Origin of the sequence: Paraburkholderia sp. CHISQ3, from assembly GCF_030464945.1 — a bacterium.
GTDB lineage: Bacteria > Pseudomonadota > Gammaproteobacteria > Burkholderiales > Burkholderiaceae > Paraburkholderia > Paraburkholderia megapolitana.
Map to the genome: position 1 here is coordinate 560,721 of NZ_JALPRG010000002.1, position 26,146 is coordinate 586,866.

Genomic DNA, 26,146 nt, shown 5'->3' on the forward strand with positions numbered 1-26,146 from the left:
TCGCCGGAAAACCGCCGCGAGTTCACAAGACTCGCGGCGGTTCTTTGCAAACGACGTAAATCGCTCAGGTTTCGCCATTCGAGCACCTCACCCCAAGGTCTGCGACGTCGTCAGACACTGCAGGTCGAGAGCCCCTGTGTGTTCGATCATGTAGTCGATGAACACGCGGATTCGGGCGGGAAGATGCTTGCGACTGAGATAGCAGATGTAATGACCGCCGTCATCAGGCGCGTACTGCGCGAGACAACTGATCAATCGCCCTTCCCCAAGCAGATCGGACACCTGCCAGGCCGGCAACTGCGCGATGCCCAATCCGTCGAGCACGGCCTGCAAGATCAGATCGGCATCGTTGAATGTATGCTGCGCGACGGGTTGGCAACGCCGGGTAATGCCGTCTACCGCGAACTCCCATTCGCTGACACGACCCGACGATGCCCTGTAGTTGATACAGCGATGTCCCGGCAGCTCGTCGATGTAGCGCGGCAAGCCGTGAATCTTTGCATAGGCAGGTGACGCACAGACGATCATCCGCATCGGCATCAGCTGGCGCGCAACGATCTGGCTGTCTTCCATGCGGCCACCGCGAAACGATACGTCGATGCGATCGGCGATGAAATCGGCGGGACGATCGTTCAACAGCAATTCGAGCGCGATCTCGGGATAGTGCGTGTGAAACCCCTGCAGCAACGGCGCGACAATCTTGCGGCCGAAGGCGGGGGTCGAACCGATACGCAGGTGACCTCGGGGCGGTCCATTGCGCAACTCCCGCATGTCTTCCAGCGCCTGGGCGATACGTTCTATCCCTGGCTGGCAGTTTTCGTAGAAGAGTTCGCCTTCGCGTGTCAGCGACGTACTGCGCGTCGTACGCAGAAAGAGACGCGCGTCGAGCAACGCCTCCAGCTTCTGCACGTTGCGGCTGACCGATGATCGACCGATACCCAGACGATCGCCCGCGCGGGCGAAACTGCCTTCGTCGGCTACAGCCAGAAAGGAAACGACGCCGGCGTAACTGGTCGCAAAGCTGCTTGCGAACGGGTCACCGGCGGTTTCCCGGGGCGGGCATAACAGATCGTCTGGCATGGAAGCGGAAGTTGTGGAGTCCATGCACAACAAGACGGATTCGCGCTGCCATTTGTGACGGAGTCCGCCATTCTTTCCATGAAAACGGGGCTGGCGAGCTTACTTCATCAGCGTGAGGACGGGTGCGCCCTTGTCCTTCAGCAGCATCACGACGAACTTTGCCGGTTTAGTCTGGCTTGCGTTGCGCCCGACCGTATGAATATCGTTCGGGCCTTCGTAGAAAGTCTGCCCGGGCGTCAGCGTGACCTCCTTGCCGCCCTTGACCTGCATCACGATCGATCCTTCCAGCACATAGACAAACGCGTACGCATGGTGTTGATGAACGGGATCGGCTGCACCGGGCGGGTACTCGACCGTGATCATCGTGGCTTCCTTGCCTGGGTAATCGTCCAGTGCCCGGGTCATTAACGGCGTGACGATCGCCGTGGGCGCGGCGGCGTACGCCTCGCCTGTCAATGCGCATAGTGCGGCCGCGATGGCCAGTGCGGTGTTCTTCAAGTGGCGCATGGTAAGGAGGTTCCGTGAAGAAGATAGTGCAACCCTGCCCTGCCGATCAGGACAGATTCGCCTTATCGAGGCCAAACGCCTTGTCGGACGAACCAGGCACAGTCTGGAACGCGATGTTCGCGCGGTTCCATCCATTGATCGCCATCACCTCGAACGTCAGGTCCGACAGTTCCTTCTCGGAGAACTGGCTGCGCACGCGCTCGTAGAGATCGTCGGGTACGCCGTGTTCGGGCAATTTTGTCAGCACTTCGGTCCACGCAAGCGCAGCACGTTCGCGCGGCTCGAAGAGCATCGACTCGCGCCAGATCGGCAGATGATAGATGCGCAGTTCCCGCTCGCCGTGGATGCGCGCTTCCTTCACATGCATGTCGACACAGAATCCGCAACCGTTGATCTGCGACGCCCGGATCGATACAAGGTGGCGAAGCGATTCTTCGATTGCGCTGTCCTTCAACAGATTGCTGAGTTCGAGAAACTTCTTGAACAGCTCCGGTGATTTTTGAATGTAGTTGATACGCTGCGTCATGATCTTTCCTGGCGGCGATGGGTGAGCACCCGGGGTTTGAGGTTGCCGTTGCTGGCGATGAGTCGTGTAGAGCCATGTTAGGCACACACGGTGTGTCGCGGAAGGCACGCGCATGCGCTCACCGTGTTGCTCGTTCCGCACCAATCGATAATGTGCGCTGCAAATGCGCACACGTAATCCAAATGCTTGACACGTTTTCCATATTAGGGATATTTTCCCATATATGGAAAAAACAAACACCCCCGAAACCAGTACCACAACCTCCTTCGACCGCCAGATCGCCCAGCGCCTGAAGTCGCTACGCGCGGCGCAAAACTGGTCGCTGGACGAGCTCGCCACGCGCAGCGCAATTAGCCGCGCGACTCTCTCCCGTCTGGAAAACGCCGAAGTCAGCCCGACTGCCAGCGTGCTCGGCAAGCTGTGCACCGCCTATGGCCTGACCATGTCGCGCCTGATGCGCATGGTCGAAGAAGACTTCGCGCCGGTCGTGCGCCGCGGCGCGCAGACCGTCTGGACCGATCCCGAACATGGATTCCGCCGGCGCTCGGTCTCTCCGCCTGCGCAAACGCTGTCCGGCGAAGCCCTCGCCTGCGAACTCGAAGCCGGCACGCGCATCGAGTACGACGACACGCCGCGCCCGGGACTCGAACATCATCTGATCCTGGTCGAAGGGCAGCTCGCCGTTACCGTCGATGGCCAGACCCACGATCTGCAAGCCGGCGACTGCCTGCGCTACCAGTTGTTCGGCCCGAGCGCATTCGAAACGCCGCAGAAGAATTCCGCCCGCTACTTTCTCTTCATCGTGTGAACCGACATGACGGCCGCGCCTGCTCTCACCCTCTCGTCGTTCGCTACAACCGATCTGTCCGCGCATCGACAGGAACTCGGTGCATTGCTGCATGCGTGTGTTCACGATGGCGCCAGCATCGGCTTCGTGCTGCCGTTCAATGCGAATCAAAGCGAAGCGTTCTGGACCAGCAACGTGTTGCCCGCTGTACAGGCCGGGACGCGAATGCTGCTCGTCGCGCGGCAGGAAGGAAAGATCGCGGGCTCGGTGCAACTCGATTACGACACGATGCCGAACCAGCCGCATCGCGCGGAAGTACGCAAGCTGCTCGTGCATCCGGCGTGGCGTCGCCGGGGGATTGCGCGTGCGCTGATGGCCGAACTCGAACGAAGCGCGAGGGAACTCGGTCGTAGCCTGCTCACTCTCGACACGCGAACCGGCGACCAGGCAGAGCCGCTGTATGCGTCGCTAGGCTACCGAACCGTGGGGGTGATCCCGGGGTATTGCCTCGACACCGTGGAAGACCGTCTCGATTCGACGACGGTCATGTACAAGACACTCTGATTACGCGTTAGCTAATTGCACACGACGCCGAGCGGCGCCGTGTATACATCGAAACTCAAACCACCGCGACCGCCGCACGCCGCCGCTTCACCACATAGCCGATCCACATCACGATCAACCACGCCGGCACGAGCCATACAGAAACCGCAAGCCCAGGCGTCATCGCGAGAATCACGAGCACCATCGCCATGAACGCGAGGCAAACCCAGTTCGCGACCGGAAACCACAACGACTTGAACACTAGCGTTTCGCCGGCAGCGATCATCGCCTTGCGCGACTTCAGATGCGTCAGGCTGATCAGCGCCCAGTTCAGCACGAGCGCGGCGACGACCAGCGCCATCAGCACACCGAGCGCCTGCGCGGGAATCAGATAGTTGATGATCACGCAGGCGAACGTCGCGAGCGCCGACAAACCGATCGCCATATACGGCACACCGCGGCGATCCACATTCAGCAGCACGCGCGGCGCATTGCCCTGCTCCGCGAGGCCGTACAGCATCCGGCTGTTCGCATAGACGCCGCTGTTGTAGACCGACAGCGCAGCCGTCAGCACCACGACATTGAGCACGTTCGCGGTCAACGTGGAGCCGATCTGCGAGAAGATCATCACGAACGGACTACCGCCCGCGGCGACGCGACTCCACGGATACAACGACAGCAACACGACGAGCGAGAGGATGTAGAACAGCAGAATCCGGTAGATCACCTGATTCACGGCCTTCGGAATGCTCTTTTGCGGCTGGTCGGCTTCGGCGGCGGTGATACCGATCAGTTCCAGACCGCCGAACGAGAACATGATCACCGCGAGCATCATGAAGAGCCCATGAAAGCCATGCGGGAAGAAGCCGCCATCGTTCCACAGGTTGGTGATCGAAGCCTGCGGACCACCATTACCGCTGATCAGCAGATACCCGCCGAACACGATCATGCCGATCACCGCGACCACCTTGATGATCGCAAACCAGAACTCGGTTTCGCCGTAAGCCTTCACGTTCGCGAGGTTGATCGCGTTGATGATGACGAAGCACACCAGTGCCGAGATCCACGCGGGCACGCCGGGCCACCAGTAATGCACATAGGTGCCAACGGCCGTCAGTTCGGCCATGCTCACGAGCACATACAGCACCCAGTAATTCCAGCCCGACAGAAAGCCGGGAAAGTCGCCCCAGTACTTGTACGCGAAATGGCTGAACGAACCGGCCACCGGTTCCTGCGCGACCATCTCGCCCAGTTGCCGCATGATCATGAACGCGATGAAACCGCCGATCGCGTAGCCGAGGATCATCGACGGACCTGCCGCCTGCAGGACGCTCGCGGAGCCGAGAAACAGGCCGGTGCCGATTGCGCCGCCTAGCGCGATCAACTGGATGTGGCGATTTTTCAGCCCACGTTTAAGGCCGTCGTGCTGCTGTGGACTATTCAAGTTGTGCGCCCCGATGGTTGGATATCGTGCACCGGAGCAGGCTCATGACCCGCTTCGGAAAAACCGAAAATTTTACTGCGCACCGCTTCGGTGCACCTACCTGGGGTCAACCCTCGGTTTGTCTTTCTCTCATAGTCGGATGGCCCGAACGGCGGGCGACAAGAAGATTCGGCATGCAACGCGCATAGACTCGGCGGCGGTCAAAAGCCGGTCTTTTTCTCCGCGCCAAATGATATAAGCTGCAAAAATCAGACCTGAAGCGACAACGATCGAATCGACAGTCGCCCTCCGTGTTTTTTTTCCGCAGTTCAGTTGGTGTCGTCGATAGCAGGAAGCCGTTCCTCAAATCACATCACAACGCGTTCGGGAGAGAAGCATGGATATAACAACCTTTCTGGCTGCATTAGAAAACACCATAGGCAGCTATTTACCGAAGATCGCAGGCGCGCTCGGCATTCTGGCCGTCGGCTGGCTCGTCGCCGTGATTGTCCGGGCCGGGGTACGCAGGCTACTTTCGGCGCTCAAGGTCGACCGGCGCATCGCCGAAAGCACGCAACAGGCAACGCAAGTCGAGAGCATCATCGCCGGCGGTCTGTTCTGGCTGATTCTGCTCGTGACCGCAGTCGCCATCTTCAACGTCCTGAACCTGAGCGCGATTTCCAATCCGTTTTCGCTCCTTGTCACCAGAATCATCAACTATCTGCCGAACCTGATCGGCGGCGCGATACTCGCGCTGATCGCGTGGCTGATTGCGTCGCTGCTGCGCAATGTGGCCTCGAAGGCACTGCATTCGAGCAAGCTCGACGACAAGCTGTCCGCGTCGGCCGGCATGCGCCCGATGAGCGCCTATCTCGGCGACGTGCTGTTCTGGCTCGTCATCCTGACATTCATTCCGGCGGTGCTCGCCGCGTTCGATCTGAACGGTCTGCTCGCGCCTGTGCAAAGCATGATCGACAAGCTGCTCGCGATCGTGCCGAATCTTTTCGCTGCCGCAGTGATTGGAGGTGTCGGCTGGATTCTCGCGAAAATCCTGCGCGGCCTTGTCATCAATCTGCTCGATGCAGCGGGCGCGGACAAGCTCACCCAGAACGTCGACAGCCCCACACCGGTCCGGCTGTCGAGCTTCGTCGGAACCGTGGTCTATATCTTCGTGTTCGTGCCGTCACTGATCTCCGCACTCGATGCATTGAAGATCGATGCAATATCACAACCGGCCACGCACATGCTCGACCAGTTTCTGGCCGCCGTACCTGACATCGTCGCCGCCGTGGTGATCGTGCTCGTCACGTTCTATGTCGCGCGCTTTGTTGCGGTGCTCGTGCAAAAGCTGCTCGGCGCGGCCGGCGTAGACGGGTTGCCGGCCCTGCTCGGTCTCGGCAAGGTGCTGTCCGGCGCGCTGCAACCGTCGGTGCTGGCTGGCCGGCTCGTGATCTTCTTTGCGATGCTGTTTGCCGTAGTGGAAGCGGCCAACCGCCTTGGCTTCACCCAGGTCCGCGATGTGGTCACGCTGTTCATCGAGTTCGGTGCGCACATTCTGATGGGCAGCGTGATACTGATCATCGGCTTCTGGCTCGCCAACCTCGCGCGGCGTGTCATCGAACAGGCCGAGAATGGGCAGAGCGTGCTGCTCGCACGCATCGCGCAGTTCGCGATCATCGGGCTCGTGTTCGCGATGGGATTGCGCGCGATGGGAATCGCCAACGAGATCGTGCAGCTCGCGTTCGGACTGGTGCTCGGTGCGATTGCGGTCGCCGTGGCGCTCTCGTTCGGGCTCGGCGGACGCGAGGCGGCAGGCAAGCTGCTCGAGCGCTGGTTTAGCGGCGACGCCAACAAGGAGTGATCGCATCTGCGGATTGCGCTGCCTGCACTTTGCAGCGCGATCCGCGTGTCATAGACGCAAGTCGATCACGCCCCTGCGGTGCAACCTGCGCATACCGGTTGCCACCCGCGTTGCGCTTCGGTATGTTGCCGTATCCCTTCCCGCTAAAAGGTCCGTCATGTCGCCGAAACGTTTGCTTTACGCTGCTGCTTTATGCGTTCCTCTGATCGCGGTTCATGCCGGCGCGCAGAGCGCATCGGAGCCGGCAGTGCCCGCTGCTGCATCCAATGAGTCTCTCGTTCCGGCGGTAGTTGCCGCACTCACGCCTGGCGCAGCCGCCATGAGCGGCCCGGTACGCAACGTCGTGCTGGTGCACGGCGCGTTCGTCGACGGATCGAGCTGGAACGGCGTGATCGCCGAGCTGCAGAAGAAGGGCTACAACGTAAGCGCCGTGCAGAATCCGCTGACGTCGCTGGCCGACGACGCCGACGCGGTTCGCCAGGTGCTCGCACGGCAAACCGGACCGACGCTGCTCGTCGGTCATTCGTGGGGCGGCACCGTGATCACCGAAGCCGGGGCCGATGCGCCGAATGTAGTCGGCCTCGTCTACATCGCGGCCATCGCACCGGATGTCGGCGAATCGACGTCGGATGTTCTGAAACACGGACCGACGATGCCGATCAACGCAAGCATCGCGCCCGACGCCGATGGTTATCTGTGGCTCGACCCGGCGAAGTATCACGACGATTTCGCTGCGGATGTACCCGAGACCCAGACGCGCGTGCTGTCCGCGGGCGAACAGCCGATCGCCGCGAAGGCGTTCAGCGACCCGGTCACGAAGGCCGCGTGGAAGTCGAAGCCGTCGTGGTACATGGTCGCGACGAAAGACCGCGCTGTGTCGCCGGATCTCGAACAATGGATGGCCAAGCGGATCGGCGCAACGGTGATCTCCATTCCGTCGAGCCATCTGGCGCCGGTCTCGCACGCGGTGGAAGTTGCCGTGGCCATCGACCTTGCCGCGCAGAATCTCAACAAACCTTAAGCGTCTCGAACAAAAACGCGCGGGTGACCTGGCAGGTCACTCGCGCGTTTTCTTTGCAACTTGCGCTAACGCAGATTCGTGTTCGCGAGTTCGACCACTTCATCGCCGCGGCCGCTCAGCACCGCACGCAGCATATAGAGGCTGAAGCCCTTCGCCTGCGCCCACTGGATCTTCGGCGGCATCGCGAGCTCGTGTTTCGCCGTGACGACGTCGACCACGGCCGGCCCCGGATGCGCAAACGCCGCGCGCAATGCTTCGGCCAGCGTCTCCGATTCGGTGACCCGCACGCCGAAGATGCCGGCGCCCTTGGCAATCGCCGCGAAATCGGTGGTGGCGAGATCGGTGCCCGTGTCGAGATAACCGCCCGCCTTCATCTCCATCGCGACGAAACCGAGCACGCTGTTGTTGTAGACGACGATCTTGATCGGCAGATTCAACTGACGCGCGGTGAGCAGATCGCCGAGCAGCATCGACAGGCCGCCGTCGCCGGATAGCGACACTACCTGCCTGCCTGGCGCCGCCGCCTGCGCGCCGAGCGCCTGCGGCATCGCGTTCGCCATCGACCCATGATTGAACGATCCGTGCAACGAACGACGGCCGTTCATCGTCAGATAGCGCGCGGCCCAGAGCGTCGGTGTGCCGACGTCGGCGGTGAATACCGCATCGTCTGCGGCGATCTGGTCGACGAGGCTCGTCAGATACTGCGGATGGATCGGCCGTCCCAGATCGGAGGGTCGTGCCAGATCGTCGAGCCCTTTGCGCGCCGCCGCGTAATGCTTGCGTGCACGCTCGATGAAATGCCGTTCGGTCTTGCGCGTGAGTTTGGGCAGCAGCGCCTGCAACGTCGCACGCACATCGCCGACGAGCCCCAGCTTGAGCGGCGCGCGACGTCCGAGCGCCCTGCCGCGCCGGTCGATCTGCACGATGTCCGCCTCGGGCGGATAGAAGTTGCGATACGGGAAATCGGTGCCGAGCATGACGAGCGTGTCGCACGACATCATCGCGTGATAGCCGGAGCTGAAGCCGATCAGCCCTGTCATGCCGACGTCATACGGGTTGTCCCATTCCACGTGCTGCTTGCCGCGCAGCGCGTGCACGGTCGGTGCACCGAGCGTATCGGCCAGCGCGACCACTTCGTCGTGCGCGCCTTCGCAGCCGCTGCCGCACAGCAGCGTGACGCCGCCCGAATTGTTCAGCAACTCGGCGAGGCGATCGATATCGGCAGCGGCGGGAGTCAGCACCGACGCACCGGACGAGCCCGACCACGACGGCGTTTCATCGGGTGCGTCACTGAGCGCGACGTCGCCGGGCAGCACGATCACTGCGACACCGCGCTCCTCGATCGCCGTACGCATGGCTGTCGCGAGCACACGCGGAAACTGCGCCGGGTTCGACACGAGTTCGACGTAGTGGCTGCATTCCTTGAACAGCTCCTGCGGATGCGTTTCCTGAAAGTATCCGAGCCCGATCTCCGAAGATGGAATGTGCGCCGCAATCGCCAGCACCGGCACGTGGTTACGGTGACAGTCGAACAGCCCGTTGATCAGATGCAGATTGCCCGGCCCGCAACTGCCCGCGCACACGGCGAGCTTGCCGGTAGCAGCGGCATCCGCGCCCGCGGCGAATGCTGCTACTTCTTCATGACGCGTATGCATCCAGCGAATCGAGCCGAGCCGGTGCAGGCTGTCGGACAGTCCGTTGAGGCTGTCGCCGGTGACGCCCCAGATCCGCTCGACGCCGGCCGCGGCCAGTGTCTTTGCGAGAAAGTCTGCGATGGTTTGCTTCGCCATGCTGTGCTCCTTCGGTGAAAAAACGGTGCCTCGGGAATGCCAGAGGTTACCGCTTCCTCGCGAAACGTGTCACCACGGCGCCATCGTAAGCGGAGTGAAAACACTGTGCATCGCAGACGGCTTTTCAGCAGGTCACCGCGCTCTGCGCAGGAATGTCCGTGAGCCGCGCAGCCGAAGACACGAAGATGATCAGCGCCTGCACAAGAAACGCGGCGGCCGCGACGACGAGGCACGCGTCCATGCCGTAGTGCCCGCTGATCGTCGCACCGAGCAGCGCGCCCAGCGGCCGTGCACCGTACGTCGCGGTGCTGTTGATCGCCGACACGCGGCCCATCATGGCGGACGGCGTAATCGCCTGACGCAGCGTCGTCGATCCGACGGTCCACAGAATCGGCCCCGCGCCGAGCAGGAAGAAACTCAACGCAGCAAGCCAGAACGAAGGCATCAAAAGCGTCGCAACCATCACCAGCGAGGCGATCAATCCGCACGTCGGTCCGATCGTCAGCACACGACCGAACATGAGACGCCGCGCGATCGCCGGCGCGGCCAGCGCACCGCACACCATGCCGACGCCGTACGCGCCGAGCGTCATGCCGACCGCCGACGCCGATAACCCGAGCCGGTGCACTGCGTACGGCACATAGACCGACTGCAGCGTGAAGAAGCCTAGGTTGAAAAACACTGCGGTGGCGAGCATCGGCCGCAGCAGCGCATCGCCGAGTACAAAGCGCGCACCATCGCGCAGTTCGAGCAGGAAATGCCGCGCTGCCGCGGGCGTTCGCGCGGGCTCGCGCAAGCCGGCCAGCAGGCCGACTGCGAGCATCGACAACGCAGCCGCGCAGCCGTACGCCCAACCCGCGCCGATCCAGCCGACCAGCAACCCGCCCAGCGCCGGCCCCGCGGAATAGGCAACACTGCGCGCCAGCTCGATGCGGCCGTTCGCCGCCGCAAGCGCGGCGCGCGGTACGAGCGAAGGTACGAGAGCCGGCGCTGCAACGCTGTACGCAACCGTACCGGTCGCGCCGAGAAAACCGAGCGCGGCGAGCAGCGGCAACGACAAGGTGTGCATGCCGATCAGCAGCAACACACCCAGCATCGCGAGAGCGCGCACCGCTTCGGCAACCGTCATCAGCGTGCGGCGCGAGCGGCGATCGGCCCATACGCCAAGCGGAATCGACAGCAACAGAAACGGCAGTGTCTGCGCGGTTTGCAGCAAACCCGTTTCACGCGCGGACGCGCCCAGCATGAACACGGCGACGAGCGGCGCGGCGGCGAGACTGATTTGTTCCGCGGACTGTGCAACGAGATTCGACCACGCGAGCCGCTGGAATGCGGCCGGCAGTTGCGGATGCAAGGAAGCCATAGTGATCTCCGGTGACGATGATGCCATCGTCACCGGAGTGCTTATCGGAGGCGCTCCGGTTCTTGCTCTGTTATTCGCGATTATTTGACTACGAGACCGCGGCCGCGCTACGCCTCAGGGCGCGTATGACGACGCTACACCGCTTTCGAGTCCATGTTCGAGCGTCGCGCGCACGATCGACAGCCCGCGCGTCAACGTCTCGCGCGAGCTCGCGCCGGTCATGCAGATGCGCACCGCGTGTGGCGCGGCATTGCGGCCGATCACGAAGCTATCGGCGGTCTTTACGAGCACCCCTTCGTGACGCAGCGCCGCTGCGAATTCAGCCGCGCGCCACGGCTCGGGCAGCGGCAGCCACAGATGCGAACTCGTCGCCGCGTGCCGGTACGCGATGCCCGCGAGCACCTCGCGCGCCACCACGTGTTGCGTCTCGATGTGCGCGCGCTGCAAGCCGTACAGCCGCTCCATCTCGCCGTTCTCGACCCAGCGCGCGACGATCTCCGCCATCAGCGGCGCGGTCATCCAGCAGTCGCTGCGAATCACCGCGGCAATCTTCGAGCACCACGCCTGCGGCGCCTGCAGATAACCGACGCGCAACCCCGGCGCCACGGATTTCGATAACCCCGCAATCAGGAACGCCTGTTCGGGCAACCACACCGACAGCGGATCGGGCGGACTCTCGAGCAGCATCGCCGGCACGATGTCTTCGATCAGCAGCACGGCATGCCGACGCAAGATGTCCGCGACGGCCTCGCGCCGCTCGACGGACATCGTCGCGGTAGTCGGGTTGTGGATGGTCGGCACGCAGAAGATGGCGCGCGGATGCAGCGACTTGCACGCAAGCTCGAGTGCGGCCGGCACGAGCCCCTCGTGATCGATCTCGACGCCGACCAGATGCAACCGCAGTTGCCGCGCGAGCGCGATGATGCCCGGATAGCTGACCACTTCGGCGAGCACCGTATCGCCGGGCCGTGCGACCGCGCGCAGTACCGATGCAAGCGCATGCTGCGCGCCTTGCGTGACGAGTACGCGTGCGGCACTCGCCGGGCTGCCCGAACGTCCAAGCCACGCAGCGCCGGCCTGGCGATGGCGCATCGAGCCGGCTTCGGGTGCGTATTGCAACAGGTCGGCGGCAAGGCGTTCGTCGGCTGCGATTTCGCGCAGCGTCACCGACAACGCCGCCGCTTCTGCCGTGGATTGCGGCACGTTCTGACCGAGATCGATCAGCGCCGGCGCCGCCGGCATGCCGGGGCGCGTCTCGAGCGGCGGTGCACCGCCGCCCGGTACATCGCGTGCGCGCGCCTGCGCCACATAGGTGCCGTCGCCGACGCGCGCATTCGCAAGCCCCTGGCGCTCCAGCTCCGCGTAAGCACGACTGATCGTGCCCGTCGTCACATGCAGTTCGTTCGCAAGCGAGCGATGCGGCGGCAGTTTTTCGCCAGCCGGCAACTGCCCGTTGAGGATCGCCTGCGCAAACGCGCGCGCGATGACCTGGTACTTCGGATCGCTACCCGCCTCGATTCGCGGCAACCACGCATTCGTCGCCATGATGCGACCGTCTCCATTGTCGGGTCAGGGTGTCATTTAAATGATACGCAGACAATCGGGCCTGATTGCACCCGATTGCATGCAGTCATTTACTTTAATTGAAGCGATTGAATTGCATGATTTGACTTCATAGCATGACACCCATCCTGATTCAATCGATTCTGCCGCCACCACAAGAAATAACGCGGCACCCCCGGGAGGAGACCCGATGAGCCACGCAGCAACGGCCTCGACGCGCATCGCTCGCATCGAGATCACGCACCATCAGCTCGATCTCGATCCGCCGTTTCCGGCGTCGTGGGATAGCCAGCCGCGCCGCAAGTTTCCCGCGACGATCGTGCGCGTGCACGACGATGCGGGACATGTCGGCATCGGTTCCGGCGACGCGATGTACGGTTTCGCCGACTACCAGCATCTGTTTATCGGCACCGATTCACTCGATCTCGCGCGGCACAGCGCGGTGCTCGACAACATCGGCTTTCACGCGGGCCGCCCCTGGCCGCTCGATATCGCGCTGTGGGACCTCGCCGGCAAGATTCGCGGCGAGCCATGCTGGAAGATGGCGGGCGGCCGCGGCCAGCGGGTTCGCGCGTATGCGTCGAGCGGTGTGCACCGGCGGCCCGACGAGATGGCCGAGATGGCGCGGCACATCGTGGCGCGCGGTTTCCCCGCCTTGAAAATCCGCTTCGGCAGACCACGCCTCGCGGACGATCTCGACGCGCTCGCCGCCGTACGCGACGCCGTCGGCTCGCAACTCGAATTGATGGTGGATTGCAATCAAGGCTGGCGTATGCCGTGGGACACGGCCGCGCCATGGACCGTCGCCAAAGCGCTCGAAGTCGCGCGCGAACTCGAGAAGCACAACGTCTACTGGATCGAAGAGCCGCTGCACCGCGGCGATTACGACGGCTATGCGCAGCTGCGCCGGATGACGCCGCTGCGCGTCGCGGGCGGCGAGTTGACACGCGAGCGTTACGAGTTCGATCAACTGCTCGCGCGTGAATGCCTCGATGTTTTTCAACCCGACGTCGCCTGCACGCTCGGCATGGAAGGGATGCGACAGCTCGCGCAGGCCGTCGAAGCGCACGGCAAGGTTTTCACGCCGCACACGTGGGGCAACGGCATCGGTCTCGCAGCGAACCTGCATCTGACCGCCGGCGCCGCATCCGCACCGTTCATCGAGTTTCCGTACGACCCGCCGGAGTGGTCGATCGCGCGACGCGATTTCATGTTGCAGCAACCGATCGACATCGACGCGCAAGGCTGGCTCACGCTGTCCGATGCGCCGGGTCTCGGTCTTACGCTCGACGAAGCCGTATTGAATGCCACGCAAAGCGCTCGCAGCACCTACGCGTGACGAGTGATGTGTCACGCAGCCGGCCCAGCCCCCGATATCAACAGGAAGGAGACAGTCATGCAGATCAAACCCTGGATGCGCGCCACCTGCGTCGCATTCGCGGCCGCCGTGTGCTGGCCTGCTGCCGCGCAGGCGGGCAGCTGGTGTTCGGCGGGCAAGACCGTGCGCTTTGCGGGCGTCACGTGGGAGAGCGGTTCGTTTAGCTCCGAAGTGCTGCGCTTCATCGCCGAGAAGGGTTACGGCTGCAAGACCGACACGGTACCGGGCAGCACCGCGGCCACCGAAACCGCGATGTCGCGCAACGATCTGCAGGTCTGGTCCGAGCAATGGACCGGCCGCTCGGAGATCATCGCCAAGGCGGTAAAGGACGGTCAGGTCAAGCTGATCGGCGATACGCTGCCGGGCGGCACCAACGAAGGCTGGTACGTGCCGGAGTACGTCGTAAAGGGCGACGCGAAGCGCAACATCAAACCGCTCGCGCCGAACCTCGTGTCGGTGGCCGATCTGCCGAAATACAAGGACCTCTTCGAAGACGACGAAGAACCTGGCAAGGGCCGCTTCCTGAACTGCCCGGCCGGTTGGGATTGCGAGCGCGTGAACCGGCGCTTGCTGAAGGTGCTCAACCTCGAAGATTCGTATACCGACTTCCGTCCGGGCACGGGCGCTGCGCTCGATGCCGCGATCACCTCGGCCTACGAGCGCGGCAAGCCTATTCTCTTCTACTACTGGCAGCCGGCTGCGTTGATGGCGAAGTACCGCTTCGTCCAGCTGAAGATGCCGCCATTCGACCAGAAATGCTGGGAAACGCTGCGCGCCGATAACAGCGCGTCGCAGTGCGCGTCGTCGTATCTGGTCTCGCATCTGAAGGTCGGTGTGTCGACGCCGTTCTATCAGGCCGAGCCCGATCTGATGGCCGCGTATTCGAAGGTCAGTTTTCCGATGGACTTCCTGAACAAGACCATTCTGGAGATGACCAGCAAGAAGATCGATGGCGAAACGATGGCCAAGCAGTTCCTGCGCGAGCATCCGGAGATGTGGAAGGCCTGGGTGCCGGCCGACGTCGCGCAGAAAATGCAGACCGCGCTTGCGGGTAGCTGAGTAGCGTCAGGTGGAATGACGTGGAGGATTCGTCATGAGTTCGATTTTCCTGCATCTGTCGATCGCCGACTGGGTGAACGACCGCGTGCAAACTTTCGTCGCTGCGTACGGCGACAGCTTCCATACCTTCAGCATCGCGGTGTTGCGCTACGTGCTCGTGCCGCTGGAAGGCGCGCTGCGCGCGCTGCCGCCGTGGCTGATCCTGCTCGCGGTCGGCGTGCTCGCGTGGCATGCGACACGGCGTCTCGGCGCAGCCGCCTTCTTCGTCCTGCTGCTGTACGCGATCGGTTGCTTCGGGCTGTGGGACAAGCTGATGCAGACGCTCGCGCTGATGCTCGTTGCGACGGTGTTGTCGGTGGTGCTCGGTGTGCCGATCGGCATCCTTACGTCGCGCAGTGCGTGGCTGCGCCGCATCCTGCTGCCGGTGCTCGACATCATGCAGACGCTGCCGAGCTTCGTGTATCTGATCCCCGTGCTGATGCTGTTCGGGCTCGGCAAGGTGCCGGCCATTTTCGCGACCATCATCTATGCGCTGCCGCCGCTCATCCGCCTGACCGATCTCGGCATCCGTCACGTCGATAGCGATGTCGTCGAAGCAGCGCGCGCATTCGGCACCACGCGCTGGCAGTTGCTGATCAATGTGCAGTTGCCGCTCGCGCGACCGAGCATCATGGCCGGCATCAACCAGACGACGATGATGGCGCTCTCGATGGTCGTGATCGCTTCGATGATCGGCTCGCGCGGACTCGGCGAGGACGTGCTCGCCGGCATCCAGACACTCGATGTCGGCAAGGGCATGCAGGCCGGTATCGCGATCGTGATTCTGGCGATCGTCATCGACCGGATCAGCCAGGGGTATGGCCAGGACCGTCGTCAGCGACGTCTGCTCGCGTTGCGCCGCCGGGCGCGCACGGCTTCGCGCGTGCCTTATCGTATGAACGGCATGAACGGCACGAATGGCACCGCCAGCGCAACCGCCGACAACGCGCCCGCCACAACCGGTGCGCAAGACGCCAACCTCGAAGCCCGCACGGCGAAGTAATCAGGAGCCTCCGATGGCAGCGATCGAAGTCAGACATGTCTACAAACTCTTCGGCCCCGAAGCGAGCCACGCGCGCGTGCTCGATTTGCTCAAAGGCGGCAACTCGAAAGCCGACGTGCTCGCGCAGACCGGCTGCAACGTCGGTCTGAACGACGTGAGCCTGCATATCGGCTCGGGCGAAATCTACGTGATCATGGGATTGTCGGGCTCGGGCAAGTCGACGCTCGTGCGGCACTTCAACCGGCTGATCGAACCGACCGCGGGCGAGATCGTGATCGACGGATCGGATGTGATCCGGCTCGACGCGCGCGGTCTGCGCGAGTTGCGCCGCTTCAAGGTCAGCATGGTGTTTCAGAATTTCGGGCTGCTGCCGCATCAGAGCGTGCTCGATAACACGGCCTACGCGTTGCGTACGCGCGGCGAGAGCCGGCAGCAGGCGCATGAGAAAGCACGTATGTGGCTCGGCAAGGTCGGGCTCGACGGCTACGCGGATCACTATCCCGACGAGTTGTCGGGCGGCATGCGACAACGCGTGGGACTCGCTCGCGCGCTCGCAGCGGACACCGACGTGCTGCTGATGGACGAAGCGTTCTCCGCGCTCGATCCGCTGATCCGCACCGAGATGCAGGACCAGTTGCTGCAGTTGCAGGCGACGTTGAACAAGACCATCGTCTTCATCACGCACGATCTCGACGAGGCGCTGCGTATCGGCAACCGCATCGCGATCCTGCGCGACGGCACGCTGGTGCAGGAAGGGACGCCGGACGAAATTCTCACCCGGCCCGCCGATGAATACGTGCGACGGTTCGTCGAGCGACGCGCGAGTGTGCAGTAGCAGCGACGCTGTAGCGAGATTGATGTTGAAGGGATGCGTGCGGTCCGTCGCGCGTGGTCGTTCGAAGCGGCCGCCTGGCGTGGTCATTCTGCGCAACGACGGCCGGCGGGTAAAATGCGCTCGCGCGGCGTTGCTACCGCGACAAGCAACGTGCGCCGCTCCCCTTCACCCTCGCCCATGAATCTCGAAAGCATTCTCTTCACCCAGGGTTTCGGTTCCCGACGCCAGTGCCGCGCGACGATCGCGGAAGGCCGCGTCGAGATCGACGGCGCGGTATGCGATGAGCCCAACGCAGAATTCCCGACCGAGGCGCTCACGTTTTACGTCGACGGCACACCGTGGGCCTATCACGAGCGCGCGTACCTGCTGCTCAACAAGCCGGCCGGCTACGAGTGCTCACGCGAACCGCAACATCACCTGAGCGTATTCAGCCTGCTGCCTGCACCGTTCGCGGCGCGCGGCGTGCAATGCGTCGGCCGGCTCGACCAGGACACGACCGGCCTGCTGCTGCTCTCCGACGACGGCCAGTTCGTGCACGCGCTGACAGCACCGCGCCGCAAGGTGCCGAAGACGTATGTCGCGACCACTCGCCATCCGCTCGACGATACGCAGCTCGCGGCGTTGCGCGACGGCGTGCTGCTGCACGGCGAAGCGCAGCCAGTAGTCGCCGTCGATGCCCGCGCGCGCAGTGCCAACGTGCTCGAACTAACGGTGCTCGAAGGCAAGTATCACCAGGTCAAACGGATGGTGGCCGCGGCGGGCAATCGGGTGGAGACGCTGCATCGCGAGCGGATTGGCGGACTGACTCTGCCGGAGACGCTCGCCGAAGGAAAATGGCAGTGGCTCGACGCCACCGATCTCGCCTCCCTGCAAGGCCGCTGACCGGCTAACCACCCGCCCGCCTGGTAATCTTCCTTCAGGAAGATTACCAGGCGGGTAAACCGGTAGCGTCGCCCTCATTGCCCCGCAAACCCCCGCCAGAGCGTGAATGGCTGCGCGTCGACCCGATTCGCACCGGCTTTTTGCGTTGCGCCGCAGCATGCCCTTCCTGACAGCCCGCCCTATACTCGATTAAACAACCATTACAAAGGATTCAGGGAGAAGCGCCATGGTCATCAATGAAACTTTTGGGGTTACCTACGTGATGATTGCGGTCACGTGTTTAGGCGCGGTTCTGGTCGGCGGATTGCTGACCGCGATGCATCTGAGGCATCAATATCATCCGAATCTGATCGGTGCGCTGATCGGCGCGCTACTGTGCTTCCTGGTACTCGAAGCACTGCCGGCGCTGACCTGACGCTCACGCCGTCGACAACCATCGACGCGCCGTGACAGATTGCCGACAGGCGTGGACCGGGGTCCACGCCGTTTCAGTTTGTCTCGTGAGTTGTGCGCAGGAAATCGTCGACGCTCGGGTAGCACAGACGTACTTTTAGCTCGCGCTTCAGTCGCGCATTGTCGAGTCGGCGCGATTCGCGCATGAACGACAGCAGCATCGGATCGAGTTGCTGTTCCGCGACCTCGCGCGTCACGCGCGGCGCGCGCTCAAGGCCGTACGCATCCGCGACGCGGTCGAAGTATTCCCCCATCTTCATTTCGCTGTCGTCCGACGCGTGGATCACGCGAGCCGGCCGGCCATGCGTCGTCATCCGTACGAGAATCGCCGCGAGATCGTCGGCGTGGATGTGGCTCGTGTACACGTCGTGTGCGTCGACGAGCGCGGGGGTGCGCTTCTCGAGCCGTGCCAGCGGCAGGCGGTTCGCCGCATAGATGCCGGGAATGCGCGCAATCGATGCGCTGACCGTGCCGCGCGCGGTCGCGCGCCGCAACTGCTGCTCGGCGGAAACACGGCGCTTCGCTCGCGCGTTCGCCGGCCGGGGCGTGCGTGTCTCGTCGATCAGCGCCCCGCCGCAATCGCCATATACGCCGGTCGTGCTCGCGTAGACGATCTTCGGCACGGCCCGCGAGCGGCCAGTTCGCGCAACCCCGTCGGGTACAATAGCGCCTGTTTCGCGTTCCACCGCCAAACCACGGCGCAGACGGCGCAAGCGCGCCACAGGTACGGTTGCATTGCGTGTCGGGCCGCCCCGGCGAGCGCTCAACGCGGCAAGCAGCGCGCGCGTGCGGCGATCGTCGTCGCCGGTTTTCTGCGGCGGCGCCAGATGCAGCACGGTCGGCGCCAGTCCCGCGAGCCGCCTGAGGCTGCGGCGCACGTCGAGGTCCCCGACCAGTGGCGTCGCGCCGGCGGCGCGTAGCTCGGCGCAACGGGCCGGCTGGCTCGTCAATGCTACGACGTGCAGGTGCGGCAGCAGATGTCCGATGCAGCGCATGCCGACGTCGCCGCAGCCCACAATCAGTACGCGCGGGCGGCGCAGATTTCGTGTCGCTTTCATGGTGGACGCATTGTAGCCGCGATGTAGCTGCTAGAAGCGGCTCGCACCGATTACCGACTCTTCGATTTCGATCACTTTATGGCATTTAACGTAACGCTCCGGCAAAGCGGCCGGCAGTTTCAGGTAGAACCCGACGAACCCGTCCTCACCGCGGCCCTGCGCCAGGGCATCGGCCTGCCGTACGGTTGCAAGAACGGCGCATGCGGCTCGTGCAAGGGCACGGTGCTGAGCGGCCAGGTCGAACAGCGCGTGCATTCGTCGTCGGCACTATCGAACGACGAAAAAACCCGCGGCATGGCGCTCTTTTGCTGCGCCACGCCGCAGAGCGATCTCGAGATCGATATCCGCGAAGTAGCAGGCGTCGGCGACGTGCAGGTGAAGAAGCTGCCGTGCCGCGTGAACGCGATCGAGCGCAAGGCCGACGACGTCGTCGTGCTGAAGCTGCAGTTGCCGGCCAACGAACGCCTGCAGTATCTCGCGGGCCAGTACCTCGAATTCATCCTGAAGGACGGCAAGCGCCGCAGTTATTCGATGGCGACGGCACCGCACGAGGAAGGCCCGATCGAACTGCACATTCGCCACATGCCCGGCGGCGCGTTCACCGATCACGTGTTCAACACGATGAAAGAGCGCGACATCCTGCGTTTTGAAGCACCGCTCGGCACGTTCTTCCTGCGCGAAGACTCGGAGCGACCGATCGTGCTGCTCGGCTCGGGTACCGGCTTTGCGCCGCTAAAGGCGATCATCGAACATGCGGCGTTCCAGAATATCGAACGCCCGATGACGCTCTACTGGGGCGCGCGTCGCAAGAAAGACCTGTACCTGCTGGAACTCGCCGAACAATGGGCGAAGGACCTGCCGAACTTCCGCTTCGTGCCGGTTCTGTCCGAACCCGACGCGAGCGATGCGTGGACCGGCCGCGTTGGCTTCGTTCATCGGGCCGTCATCGAAGATCTGCCAGACTTGTCCGCTTATCAGGTGTATGCGTGCGGCGCACCGGTCATGGTCGAGTCGGCACAGCGCGATTTCACCCAGCATCACGGGCTGCCGGAAGGCGAGTTCTACGCGGATTCGTTCACCAGTGCCGCCGATCTGGCGAACCCGGTCTGACGACGATCAACGGCAGATAAGCGGCAAAACGGGCGAAATTGATGGTTTACACGAACGCGCGCGGTGTCGTATTCTTTCGCCCATGAACCGCATCCAGTCCGAACTTCGACGTCGCCGCTCGCCGCTCCCTTAGGGGCGCCGCTGGCTTCGTCACGGATTCGCGCCGTCAGGCGCATGTTGTTCGAATCATGAAAGCCACGGCCTGCCGTGGCTTTTTTGTTTTTCCGGTCCTTCTTCTATCCGCTTCGCCTGGAGCCTGCTGCCATGAATTTCAATGAGTATCCCATCGAGTCGTTGATGTACATCACGAACCGGCCCGAGATCGTGTTCACGCACGGCAAGGGCTCGTGGATCTACGACAACGAAGGCAAGCGTTATCTCGACTTCATCCAGGGCTGGGCCGTGAACAGCCTCGGTCACTGCAACGACGGCATGATCGAGGCGCTCGAAAAACAGGCGCGTCTGCTGATCAACCCGTCGCCGGCGTTCTACAACGAACCGATGGCGCAGCTGGCCAGCCTGCTCACGCAGCACAGCTGCTTCGACAAGGTGTTCTTCGCGAACAGCGGCGCGGAAGCGAACGAAGGTGCGATCAAGCTCGCGCGCAAGTGGGGCAAGAAATTCCGCGACGGCGCGTACGAGATCATCACGTTCGATCACAGCTTCCACGGCCGCACGCTCGCGACCATGTCGGCAAGCGGCAAACCGGGCTGGGACACGATCTACGCGCCGCAGGTGCCGGGCTTTCCGAAGGCCGATCTGAACGACATTGCATCGGTGGAAAAGCTCATTACCGGCAAGACCGTTGCGGTGATGCTCGAACCGATCCAGGGCGAAGGCGGCGTGATTCCGGCTACGCGCGAATTCATGCAGCAGCTGCGCGACCTGACGAAGCGGCACGGCATCCTGCTGATCGTCGATGAAGTGCAAAGCGGCTGCGGCCGTGCGGGTACGCTGTTCGCGTACGAGCTGTCGGGGGTCGAGCCGGACATCATGACGCTTGGCAAGGGCATCGGCGGCGGTGTGCCGCTCGCGGCACTGCTCGCGAAGAAGGAAGTGGAGGTGTTCGAAGCCGGCGACCAGGGCGGCACCTACAACGGTAATCCGTTGATGACCGCCGTCGGTTACTCGGTGATTTCGCAGCTCACCGCGCCCGGTTTTCTCGAAGGCGTGCGCGAGCGTAGCGAGTATCTGCGCACGAAGCTGCTCGAGCTGTCGGAAGAGCGTGGCTTTGCGGGTGAACGCGGCGAAGGTCTGTTGCGCGCACTGCTGCTCGGCAAGGACATCGGCCCGCAGATCGTCGAGAAGGCTCGTCTGATGCAACCGGACGGTCTGCTGCTGAATGCCGCGCGCCCCAACCTGCTGCGCTTCATGCCCGCACTGAACGTCACGCACGACGAGATCGACCAGATGCTGGCGATGCTGCGCACGGTGCTCGACTCGCTATAAGCAACGGGAGGCCACACCGATGACATCCGCTACGCTCTCGATCCGTTGCTTCGATGCGCGCGACACCGACACGGTCATTGCGCTGTGGCAGGACGTGTTCCCCGAATACCGGAACCCGGACAAGCCGCAGCGCGACCCGCGCCTGTCGATCGCGAACAAGCTCGCCACGCAACCCGAGCTGTTCTTCGTTGCCGAACGTGCGGGACACCTGGTCGGCACCGTGATGTGCGGCTATGACGGCCACCGCGGCTGGATTTACTCGCTCGCAGTCGACCCGACGCATCGCAGGCTAGGTATCGGCACACAGCTCGTCGAGCACGCGGAAGCTGCACTCACCGCGCGCGGTTGTCCGAAGGTGAACCTGCAGGTGCTGTCGACGCGTAGCGATGTGCAGGCGTTCTACGAAGCGCTCGGTTATCGCGCCGACGAAGTGATCAGCATGGGCAAACGTCTCGGCGCTGCAGCAGCGGTTGCTGGCTGAGGTCTTTTTTAGCCTGGACCGGTGGGTGGTGCAAAGAAAAAGCCGCATGCCTCTTTGAACTGAGGCATGCGGCTTTTTTGTGCTTCTACAACGCTTATTCACCCAGATAAGCAGCCCGCACCTTCGGATCATCAAGCATCTGCTTCGCGTCGCCGGACATCGTGACGAGGCCCGAGTCCATCACGTAAGCGCGATTCGCAGCCTGCAACGCGAGCCGCGCATTCTGCTCGACCAGCAGCACCGTAATGCCTTCCTTCGAGATCTCGCGCACCACTTCGAATATCTTCTCGACCATGATCGGCGACAGGCCCATCGACGGTTCGTCGAGCAACAGCAGCTTCGGCTTGCTGATGATCGCGCGCGCCATCGCCAGCATCTGCTGTTCGCCGCCCGACAACGTGCCCGCGTATTGCGAAGCGCGTTCCTTCAGACGCGGAAAGAAGCCGAACATACGCTCGACGTCCTTCTTGATGCCGTCCGTGTCGCTGCGCAGATATGCACCCATCTGCATGTTCTCGATGATCGACATACGCGCGAAGATGCCGCGGCCTTCCGGCACCATCGCGAGTCCGCGACGCAGCAGTTCATGCGCGGGTACACCGCGGATCGATGCGCCCATGTACTCGATGTCGCCGGCCGAGTAAGGCTTGAGCCCGGTGATCGCCTTCATCGTCGTCGTCTTGCCCGCGCCGTTCGCGCCGATCAGCGTAACGAGTTCGCCCTGCGCGACTTCGAGGTCCACGCCCTTCACTGCCTGGATGCCGCCGTAGTTGACCTGCAGGCCCTTGATTTTCAACATTGCCGTAGCCATCAGTGAACTCCCGCGCCCAGATATGCCTCGATCACCTTCGGGTCTTTCTGCACGTCCTGCGGCAGTCCCTGAGCGATCACCTTGCCGTAATCGAGCACTGTCATCTGATTGCACAGGCCCATCACCAGTTTGACGTCGTGCTCGATCAGCAGGATCGTCTTGCCGTCCGAGCGGATCTTGTCGAGTAGCTTGGTCAGCTCGACCTTCTCCGTCGCGTTCATACCGGCAGCCGGCTCGTCGAGGGCAAGCAGCTTCGGATCGGTGGCAAGTGCGCGCGCGATCTCAAGACGCCGCTGGTGCCCATACGACAGATTGCGCGACGTGTAGTCCGCGTACTGCGCGATGCCGACGTAGTCGAGCAGCTCGATCGCACGCTCCTTGATCTCGCGCTCTTCCTTGCGCTCCGACGGCGTCTGGAACACCGCGCCGATCAGACCGTGGCGCGTGCGCACGTGGCGCCCCACCATCACGTTTTCCAGCGCGGTCATGCCGCCGAACAGACGGATGTTCTGGAACGTCCGCGCAATGCCGGCCTTCGCGACCTGATACACCGCGGTCGGCGTGTAGTTCGTGCCGTCGAGCTTGAACTCGCCGGAATCGGGCGTGTATAGACCCGTGATCACGTTGAAGAACGTCGTCTTGCCCGCGCCGTTCGGTCCGATCAGGCCGTAGATCTGCCCTGCCTTGATCTCGATGCCGACGTCGGACAGAGCCTGCAGGCCGCCGAAGCGCTTGTTGACGCCCTTGACGGACAGTCGAATGTCATTGCTCATGCGTTTTCTCCTGTCCTTACGCGCGCACCGGCTTCTTGCCGCTGCGCTTCGCAAATTTCGCGATCTTGTCTTCGTGCTTCGGCGACGGCCACAGGCCTTCGGACCGGTACAGCATGATCAGCACCATCGCGAGACCGTACAGCAGCTGACGGATCACTTCGGTATCCACGATCTGGTGACCGAAGATCCAGTTTTGCAGCGGACCCATCGTCGAGCGCAGGAATTCGGGGAACACGGAGAGCAGCACCGCGCCGAGAATCACACCGGGGATGTGGCCCATGCCGCCCAGCACCACGCACGCGAGCACCACGACCGATTCCCAGAACGTGAACGATTCCGGCGACACGAAGCCCTGGAAGCCTGCGAACATCGCACCCGACAGACCGCCGAACGACGCGCCCATCGCGAAGGCCAGCAGCTTGACGTTACGGGTGTTGATGCCCATCGCCTTGGCGGCGACTTCGTCTTCGCGGATCGCGGCCCATGCACGGCCGATGCGCGAGTGCTGCAGACGCGTACAGACCCAGATCACCAGCAGCGCGCACAGCACGAACAGGTAGTAATACATGTACACGGTCGTGAACTGGAAGCCGAACAGCGTGTGAGTCTGCGACAGGTTGAAGCCCGCGACGCGGATCGGATCGATACCGGTGATCCCCTGCGGCCCGTTGGTGATGTTCACCGGACGGTCGAGGTTGTTCATGAAGATCCGGACGATTTCCCCGAAGCCCAGGGTCACGATGGCCAGGTAGTCGCCGCGCAGACGCAGCGTCGGCGCACCGAGCAGGATGCCGAACAGCGCGGCAAGCCCCATGGCGACCGGCACGATGATCCAGATCGGCGCATGCAGGCCGCCAGGGAACACCGCGGCGATCCACGCGAACTGCGTGGTCAGGTGGGGCGACGACAGCAGTGCCGCGACGTACGCGCCGATTGCATAGAACGCGATATAGCCCAGGTCGAGCAGGCCGGCGAAGCCGACCACGACGTTGAGGCCGAGCGCGAGCATCACGTACAGCATCGCGAAATCGAGCACGCGGACCCAGTAGTTGCCGCCTACGACACCGATCAGCATCGGTGCGGCAAGCACCAGCACGGCGGTAACGACACCGACGATCAGCGTTTTAGTCGCGTTCTTCTCGGGGACGAGCGTCGTGGACGGCTCGATCGGTTGAATTGAGGTCATGTCTGTTTGCTCCTTATGGCCCGGGATCAGGCGCGATCCGCAACACGTTCGCCCAGCAGCCCCGACGGACGGAACACGAGCACGATGATCAGCACGACAAACGCAAACACGTCCTGATAGTTACTGCCGAACACGCCGCCTGTGAGATTGCCGATATAGCCCGCACCCAACTGCTCGATCAGGCCGAGCAGTACCCCGCCCACCATTGCGCCACCCAGGTTGCCGATCCCGCCGAGCACCGCCGCCGTAAAGGCCTTCAGACCAGGGATGAAGCCCATATAGAAGTGCGCATTGCCGTACTCGGACGCGATCATCACGCCGGCCAGCGCAGCGAGCGCCGAGCCGATCATGAAGGTGGCCGAGATCACGAAGTTCGGGTTCACGCCCATCAGGCTCGCGACGCCGGGGTTCTCGGCGATCGCGCGCATCGCACGGCCGAGCTTCGTCTTGTGGACCAGCAGCAGCAGGCCGCCCATCACGAGGAACGCCACCACGATGATCACGATTTCGGTCATCGAGATCACCGCGCCAGGCGTCGAGTCGGTGGCCTTGATCACGTTGATCGGATCGGTCGGCAGCAGTTGCGGGAACGGCAGCGGGTTACGCGACCAGATCATCATCGCGAGCGTTTGCAGCAGGATCGACACGCCGATCGCGGTGATCAGCGGGGCGAGACGCGGTGCCTTGCGCAACGGCCGGTAGGCGACCCGCTCGATCGTATAACCGACCAGCGAGCACACTACGGCCGCAATGATCAGCGCGATGATGAGCGTCGGCACATTGCCGAGCCCGGGGAAATGGTTGTGCAGGACCCCGATCGCGGACAGCGCAACCATCGCGCCGACCATCAACACATCGCCGTGTGCGAAGTTGATGATGCCGAGAATCCCGTAAACCATCGTATAGCCGAGTGCAATGATGGCGTAGACGCTACCAAGCACCAGACCGTTGAGGATCTGCTGGACGAAGATATCCATTTAAAGCTCCTTAGCGCGTGCGACTGGATTCACGTTCTTCATCGGCCGGTGGGCGGCGATGGGTCGGAGAATCGCAACGGCACTGCGGGTACTGATATTAAGAACCGGTCAGGGTTATCCGCCTTCGATGTCCCGTTAGACCGTGATACGGTCGTCGGGCTGCCGCAAGCGGATGCAAAAACGGCACC

At 63.0% G+C, this 26,146-nt stretch carries 25 protein-coding genes; 13 read left to right on the forward strand and 12 right to left on the reverse strand.

The annotated features are described in order from the left end of the window. Positions 1-87 precede the first annotated feature (87 nt). The 3 genes from M0D65_RS06245 to M0D65_RS06255 all read right to left on the reverse strand — a co-directional run bounded on the left by M0D65_RS06245 (position 88) and on the right by M0D65_RS06255 (position 2,113). Positions 88-1,080, reverse strand: coding sequence for a LysR family transcriptional regulator (locus tag M0D65_RS06245; protein WP_266251898.1), 993 nt, complete (start codon positions 1,078-1,080; stop codon positions 88-90). 99 nt (positions 1,081-1,179) lie between these two features. Continuing rightward, complete coding sequence (locus M0D65_RS06250) at positions 1,180-1,587, reverse strand: cupin domain-containing protein (protein WP_266251899.1); 408 nt, start codon at positions 1,585-1,587, stop codon at positions 1,180-1,182. Positions 1,588-1,633: 46 nt separating this feature from the next. After that, positions 1,634-2,113 (reverse strand): carboxymuconolactone decarboxylase family protein, encoded by a 480-nt coding sequence (locus tag M0D65_RS06255; protein WP_266251900.1) that lies wholly within the window; start codon positions 2,111-2,113, stop codon positions 1,634-1,636. Between the two features lie 223 nt (positions 2,114-2,336). On the opposite strand from M0D65_RS06255, the gene M0D65_RS06260 reads away from it, so the two are divergent. After that, positions 2,337-2,921: a helix-turn-helix domain-containing protein gene (locus M0D65_RS06260; RefSeq protein ID WP_266251901.1), complete on the forward strand. Its 585-nt coding sequence runs from the start codon at positions 2,337-2,339 to the stop codon at positions 2,919-2,921. A gap of 6 nt (positions 2,922-2,927) precedes the next feature. Further along, on the forward strand, positions 2,928-3,464 hold the full coding sequence (locus tag M0D65_RS06265) for a GNAT family N-acetyltransferase (RefSeq protein ID WP_266251902.1): 537 nt from the start codon (positions 2,928-2,930) through the stop codon (positions 3,462-3,464). Positions 3,465-3,519: 55 nt separating this feature from the next. On the opposite strand, the gene M0D65_RS06270 is transcribed toward M0D65_RS06265, so the two are convergent. Further along, positions 3,520-4,887 (reverse strand): amino acid permease, encoded by a 1,368-nt coding sequence (locus M0D65_RS06270; RefSeq protein ID WP_091011282.1) that lies wholly within the window; start codon positions 4,885-4,887, stop codon positions 3,520-3,522. Between the two features lie 376 nt (positions 4,888-5,263). Here M0D65_RS06270 and M0D65_RS06275 point away from each other — a divergent pair, with 376 nt between their 5' ends. Together M0D65_RS06275 and M0D65_RS06280 are read left to right on the forward strand one after the other, a co-directional pair. Continuing rightward, a complete protein-coding gene (locus M0D65_RS06275) occupies positions 5,264-6,727 on the forward strand; it encodes a mechanosensitive ion channel (protein WP_266251903.1) in 1,464 nt (487 codons plus the stop codon). A gap of 157 nt (positions 6,728-6,884) precedes the next feature. Then, positions 6,885-7,748, forward strand: a complete 864-nt coding sequence (locus M0D65_RS06280; RefSeq protein ID WP_266251904.1) for an alpha/beta fold hydrolase — start codon at positions 6,885-6,887, stop codon at positions 7,746-7,748. A 65-nt stretch (positions 7,749-7,813) separates the two neighbouring features. Here the strand turns inward: M0D65_RS06280 and poxB are convergent, their stop codons facing one another. From poxB to M0D65_RS06295, 3 genes are all read right to left on the reverse strand, one after another. Beyond that, positions 7,814-9,538 (reverse strand): ubiquinone-dependent pyruvate dehydrogenase, encoded by a 1,725-nt coding sequence (poxB, locus tag M0D65_RS06285; RefSeq protein ID WP_266251905.1) that lies wholly within the window; start codon positions 9,536-9,538, stop codon positions 7,814-7,816. 124 nt (positions 9,539-9,662) lie between these two features. After that, positions 9,663-10,901 carry an MFS transporter gene (locus M0D65_RS06290; protein ID WP_266251906.1) on the reverse strand — a complete coding sequence of 413 codons (1,239 nt, stop codon included), beginning with the start codon at positions 10,899-10,901 and terminating at the stop codon, positions 9,663-9,665. A 114-nt stretch (positions 10,902-11,015) separates the two neighbouring features. Beyond that, the gene (locus tag M0D65_RS06295; RefSeq protein ID WP_266251907.1) at positions 11,016-12,446 is read right to left on the reverse strand and encodes a PLP-dependent aminotransferase family protein; all 1,431 of its coding nucleotides are present in this window, start codon (positions 12,444-12,446) and stop codon (positions 11,016-11,018) included. Between the two features lie 208 nt (positions 12,447-12,654). Here M0D65_RS06295 and M0D65_RS06300 point away from each other — a divergent pair, with 208 nt between their 5' ends. The 6 genes from M0D65_RS06300 (at position 12,655) to M0D65_RS06325 (ending at position 18,075) form a co-directional block, all read left to right on the forward strand. Beyond that, a complete protein-coding gene (locus M0D65_RS06300; RefSeq protein WP_266251908.1) occupies positions 12,655-13,803 on the forward strand; it encodes a mandelate racemase/muconate lactonizing enzyme family protein in 1,149 nt (382 codons plus the stop codon). Positions 13,804-13,860: 57 nt separating this feature from the next. After that, positions 13,861-14,901 (forward strand): ABC transporter substrate-binding protein, encoded by a 1,041-nt coding sequence (locus M0D65_RS06305; RefSeq protein WP_091011275.1) that lies wholly within the window; start codon positions 13,861-13,863, stop codon positions 14,899-14,901. A 34-nt stretch (positions 14,902-14,935) separates the two neighbouring features. Beyond that, positions 14,936-15,943 (forward strand): proline/glycine betaine ABC transporter permease, encoded by a 1,008-nt coding sequence (locus tag M0D65_RS06310; protein WP_266251909.1) that lies wholly within the window; start codon positions 14,936-14,938, stop codon positions 15,941-15,943. A gap of 13 nt (positions 15,944-15,956) precedes the next feature. Then, entirely contained in the window at positions 15,957-16,778 is an 822-nt protein-coding gene (locus M0D65_RS06315; RefSeq protein ID WP_266251910.1) for a glycine betaine/L-proline ABC transporter ATP-binding protein, read from the forward strand. 177 nt (positions 16,779-16,955) lie between these two features. Continuing rightward, on the forward strand, positions 16,956-17,660 hold the full coding sequence (locus M0D65_RS06320; RefSeq protein ID WP_266251911.1) for a pseudouridine synthase: 705 nt from the start codon (positions 16,956-16,958) through the stop codon (positions 17,658-17,660). A 226-nt stretch (positions 17,661-17,886) separates the two neighbouring features. Next, on the forward strand, positions 17,887-18,075 hold the full coding sequence (locus tag M0D65_RS06325) for a hypothetical protein (RefSeq protein ID WP_091011272.1): 189 nt from the start codon (positions 17,887-17,889) through the stop codon (positions 18,073-18,075). A gap of 73 nt (positions 18,076-18,148) precedes the next feature. Here M0D65_RS06325 and M0D65_RS06330 read toward each other — a convergent pair whose 3' ends face one another. After that, positions 18,149-19,171 (reverse strand): NAD-dependent epimerase/dehydratase family protein, encoded by a 1,023-nt coding sequence (locus tag M0D65_RS06330; protein ID WP_266251912.1) that lies wholly within the window; start codon positions 19,169-19,171, stop codon positions 18,149-18,151. Positions 19,172-19,249: 78 nt separating this feature from the next. On the opposite strand from M0D65_RS06330, the gene M0D65_RS06335 reads away from it, so the two are divergent. The 3 genes from M0D65_RS06335 to M0D65_RS06345 all read left to right on the forward strand — a co-directional run bounded on the left by M0D65_RS06335 (position 19,250) and on the right by M0D65_RS06345 (position 22,211). Beyond that, positions 19,250-20,281 carry a CDP-6-deoxy-delta-3,4-glucoseen reductase gene (locus tag M0D65_RS06335; protein ID WP_266251913.1) on the forward strand — a complete coding sequence of 344 codons (1,032 nt, stop codon included), beginning with the start codon at positions 19,250-19,252 and terminating at the stop codon, positions 20,279-20,281. A gap of 264 nt (positions 20,282-20,545) precedes the next feature. Beyond that, positions 20,546-21,730 carry an acetylornithine transaminase gene (locus tag M0D65_RS06340; protein ID WP_266251914.1) on the forward strand — a complete coding sequence of 395 codons (1,185 nt, stop codon included), beginning with the start codon at positions 20,546-20,548 and terminating at the stop codon, positions 21,728-21,730. A gap of 19 nt (positions 21,731-21,749) precedes the next feature. Continuing rightward, the gene (locus M0D65_RS06345) at positions 21,750-22,211 is read left to right on the forward strand and encodes a GNAT family acetyltransferase (RefSeq protein ID WP_266251915.1); all 462 of its coding nucleotides are present in this window, start codon (positions 21,750-21,752) and stop codon (positions 22,209-22,211) included. A gap of 94 nt (positions 22,212-22,305) precedes the next feature. Here M0D65_RS06345 and M0D65_RS06350 read toward each other — a convergent pair whose 3' ends face one another. The 4 genes from M0D65_RS06350 to M0D65_RS06365 are packed head-to-tail and all read right to left on the reverse strand — an operon-like array spanning position 22,306 to position 25,958. Next, positions 22,306-23,022 (reverse strand): ABC transporter ATP-binding protein, encoded by a 717-nt coding sequence (locus M0D65_RS06350; RefSeq protein WP_096717790.1) that lies wholly within the window; start codon positions 23,020-23,022, stop codon positions 22,306-22,308. Next, positions 23,022-23,795, reverse strand: coding sequence for an ABC transporter ATP-binding protein (locus M0D65_RS06355; RefSeq protein ID WP_091011266.1), 774 nt, complete (start codon positions 23,793-23,795; stop codon positions 23,022-23,024). The genes M0D65_RS06350 and M0D65_RS06355 overlap by 1 nt, the downstream gene beginning before the upstream one ends. Positions 23,796-23,811: 16 nt before the next feature. Then, on the reverse strand, positions 23,812-24,981 hold the full coding sequence (locus M0D65_RS06360; RefSeq protein ID WP_266251916.1) for an ABC transporter ATP-binding protein: 1,170 nt from the start codon (positions 24,979-24,981) through the stop codon (positions 23,812-23,814). A 26-nt stretch (positions 24,982-25,007) separates the two neighbouring features. Continuing rightward, positions 25,008-25,958, reverse strand: a complete 951-nt coding sequence (locus tag M0D65_RS06365; protein ID WP_266251917.1) for a branched-chain amino acid ABC transporter permease — start codon at positions 25,956-25,958, stop codon at positions 25,008-25,010. Positions 25,959-26,146 lie beyond the last annotated feature (188 nt).

Coding starts and splice junctions, on each gene's coding strand:
- M0D65_RS06245 (WP_266251898.1), bottom strand. CDS start 1,080: ATGCCAGACGATCTGTTATGCCCGCCCCGGGAAACCGCCGGTGACCCG.
- M0D65_RS06250 (WP_266251899.1), bottom strand. CDS start 1,587: ATGCGCCACTTGAAGAACACCGCACTGGCCATCGCGGCCGCACTATGC.
- M0D65_RS06255 (WP_266251900.1), bottom strand. CDS start 2,113: ATGACGCAGCGTATCAACTACATTCAAAAATCACCGGAGCTGTTCAAG.
- M0D65_RS06260 (WP_266251901.1), top strand. CDS start 2,337: ATGGAAAAAACAAACACCCCCGAAACCAGTACCACAACCTCCTTCGAC.
- M0D65_RS06265 (WP_266251902.1), top strand. CDS start 2,928: ATGACGGCCGCGCCTGCTCTCACCCTCTCGTCGTTCGCTACAACCGAT.
- M0D65_RS06275 (WP_266251903.1), top strand. CDS start 5,264: ATGGATATAACAACCTTTCTGGCTGCATTAGAAAACACCATAGGCAGC.
- M0D65_RS06280 (WP_266251904.1), top strand. CDS start 6,885: ATGTCGCCGAAACGTTTGCTTTACGCTGCTGCTTTATGCGTTCCTCTG.
- poxB (WP_266251905.1), bottom strand. CDS start 9,538: ATGGCGAAGCAAACCATCGCAGACTTTCTCGCAAAGACACTGGCCGCG.
- M0D65_RS06290 (WP_266251906.1), bottom strand. CDS start 10,901: ATGGCTTCCTTGCATCCGCAACTGCCGGCCGCATTCCAGCGGCTCGCG.
- M0D65_RS06295 (WP_266251907.1), bottom strand. CDS start 12,446: ATGGCGACGAATGCGTGGTTGCCGCGAATCGAGGCGGGTAGCGATCCG.
- M0D65_RS06300 (WP_266251908.1), top strand. CDS start 12,655: ATGAGCCACGCAGCAACGGCCTCGACGCGCATCGCTCGCATCGAGATC.
- M0D65_RS06305 (WP_091011275.1), top strand. CDS start 13,861: ATGCAGATCAAACCCTGGATGCGCGCCACCTGCGTCGCATTCGCGGCC.
- M0D65_RS06310 (WP_266251909.1), top strand. CDS start 14,936: ATGAGTTCGATTTTCCTGCATCTGTCGATCGCCGACTGGGTGAACGAC.
- M0D65_RS06315 (WP_266251910.1), top strand. CDS start 15,957: ATGGCAGCGATCGAAGTCAGACATGTCTACAAACTCTTCGGCCCCGAA.
- M0D65_RS06320 (WP_266251911.1), top strand. CDS start 16,956: ATGAATCTCGAAAGCATTCTCTTCACCCAGGGTTTCGGTTCCCGACGC.
- M0D65_RS06325 (WP_091011272.1), top strand. CDS start 17,887: ATGGTCATCAATGAAACTTTTGGGGTTACCTACGTGATGATTGCGGTC.
- M0D65_RS06330 (WP_266251912.1), bottom strand. CDS start 19,171: ATGAAAGCGACACGAAATCTGCGCCGCCCGCGCGTACTGATTGTGGGC.
- M0D65_RS06335 (WP_266251913.1), top strand. CDS start 19,250: ATGGCATTTAACGTAACGCTCCGGCAAAGCGGCCGGCAGTTTCAGGTA.
- M0D65_RS06340 (WP_266251914.1), top strand. CDS start 20,546: ATGAATTTCAATGAGTATCCCATCGAGTCGTTGATGTACATCACGAAC.
- M0D65_RS06345 (WP_266251915.1), top strand. CDS start 21,750: ATGACATCCGCTACGCTCTCGATCCGTTGCTTCGATGCGCGCGACACC.
- M0D65_RS06350 (WP_096717790.1), bottom strand. CDS start 23,022: ATGGCTACGGCAATGTTGAAAATCAAGGGCCTGCAGGTCAACTACGGC.
- M0D65_RS06355 (WP_091011266.1), bottom strand. CDS start 23,795: ATGAGCAATGACATTCGACTGTCCGTCAAGGGCGTCAACAAGCGCTTC.
- M0D65_RS06360 (WP_266251916.1), bottom strand. CDS start 24,981: ATGACCTCAATTCAACCGATCGAGCCGTCCACGACGCTCGTCCCCGAG.
- M0D65_RS06365 (WP_266251917.1), bottom strand. CDS start 25,958: ATGGATATCTTCGTCCAGCAGATCCTCAACGGTCTGGTGCTTGGTAGC.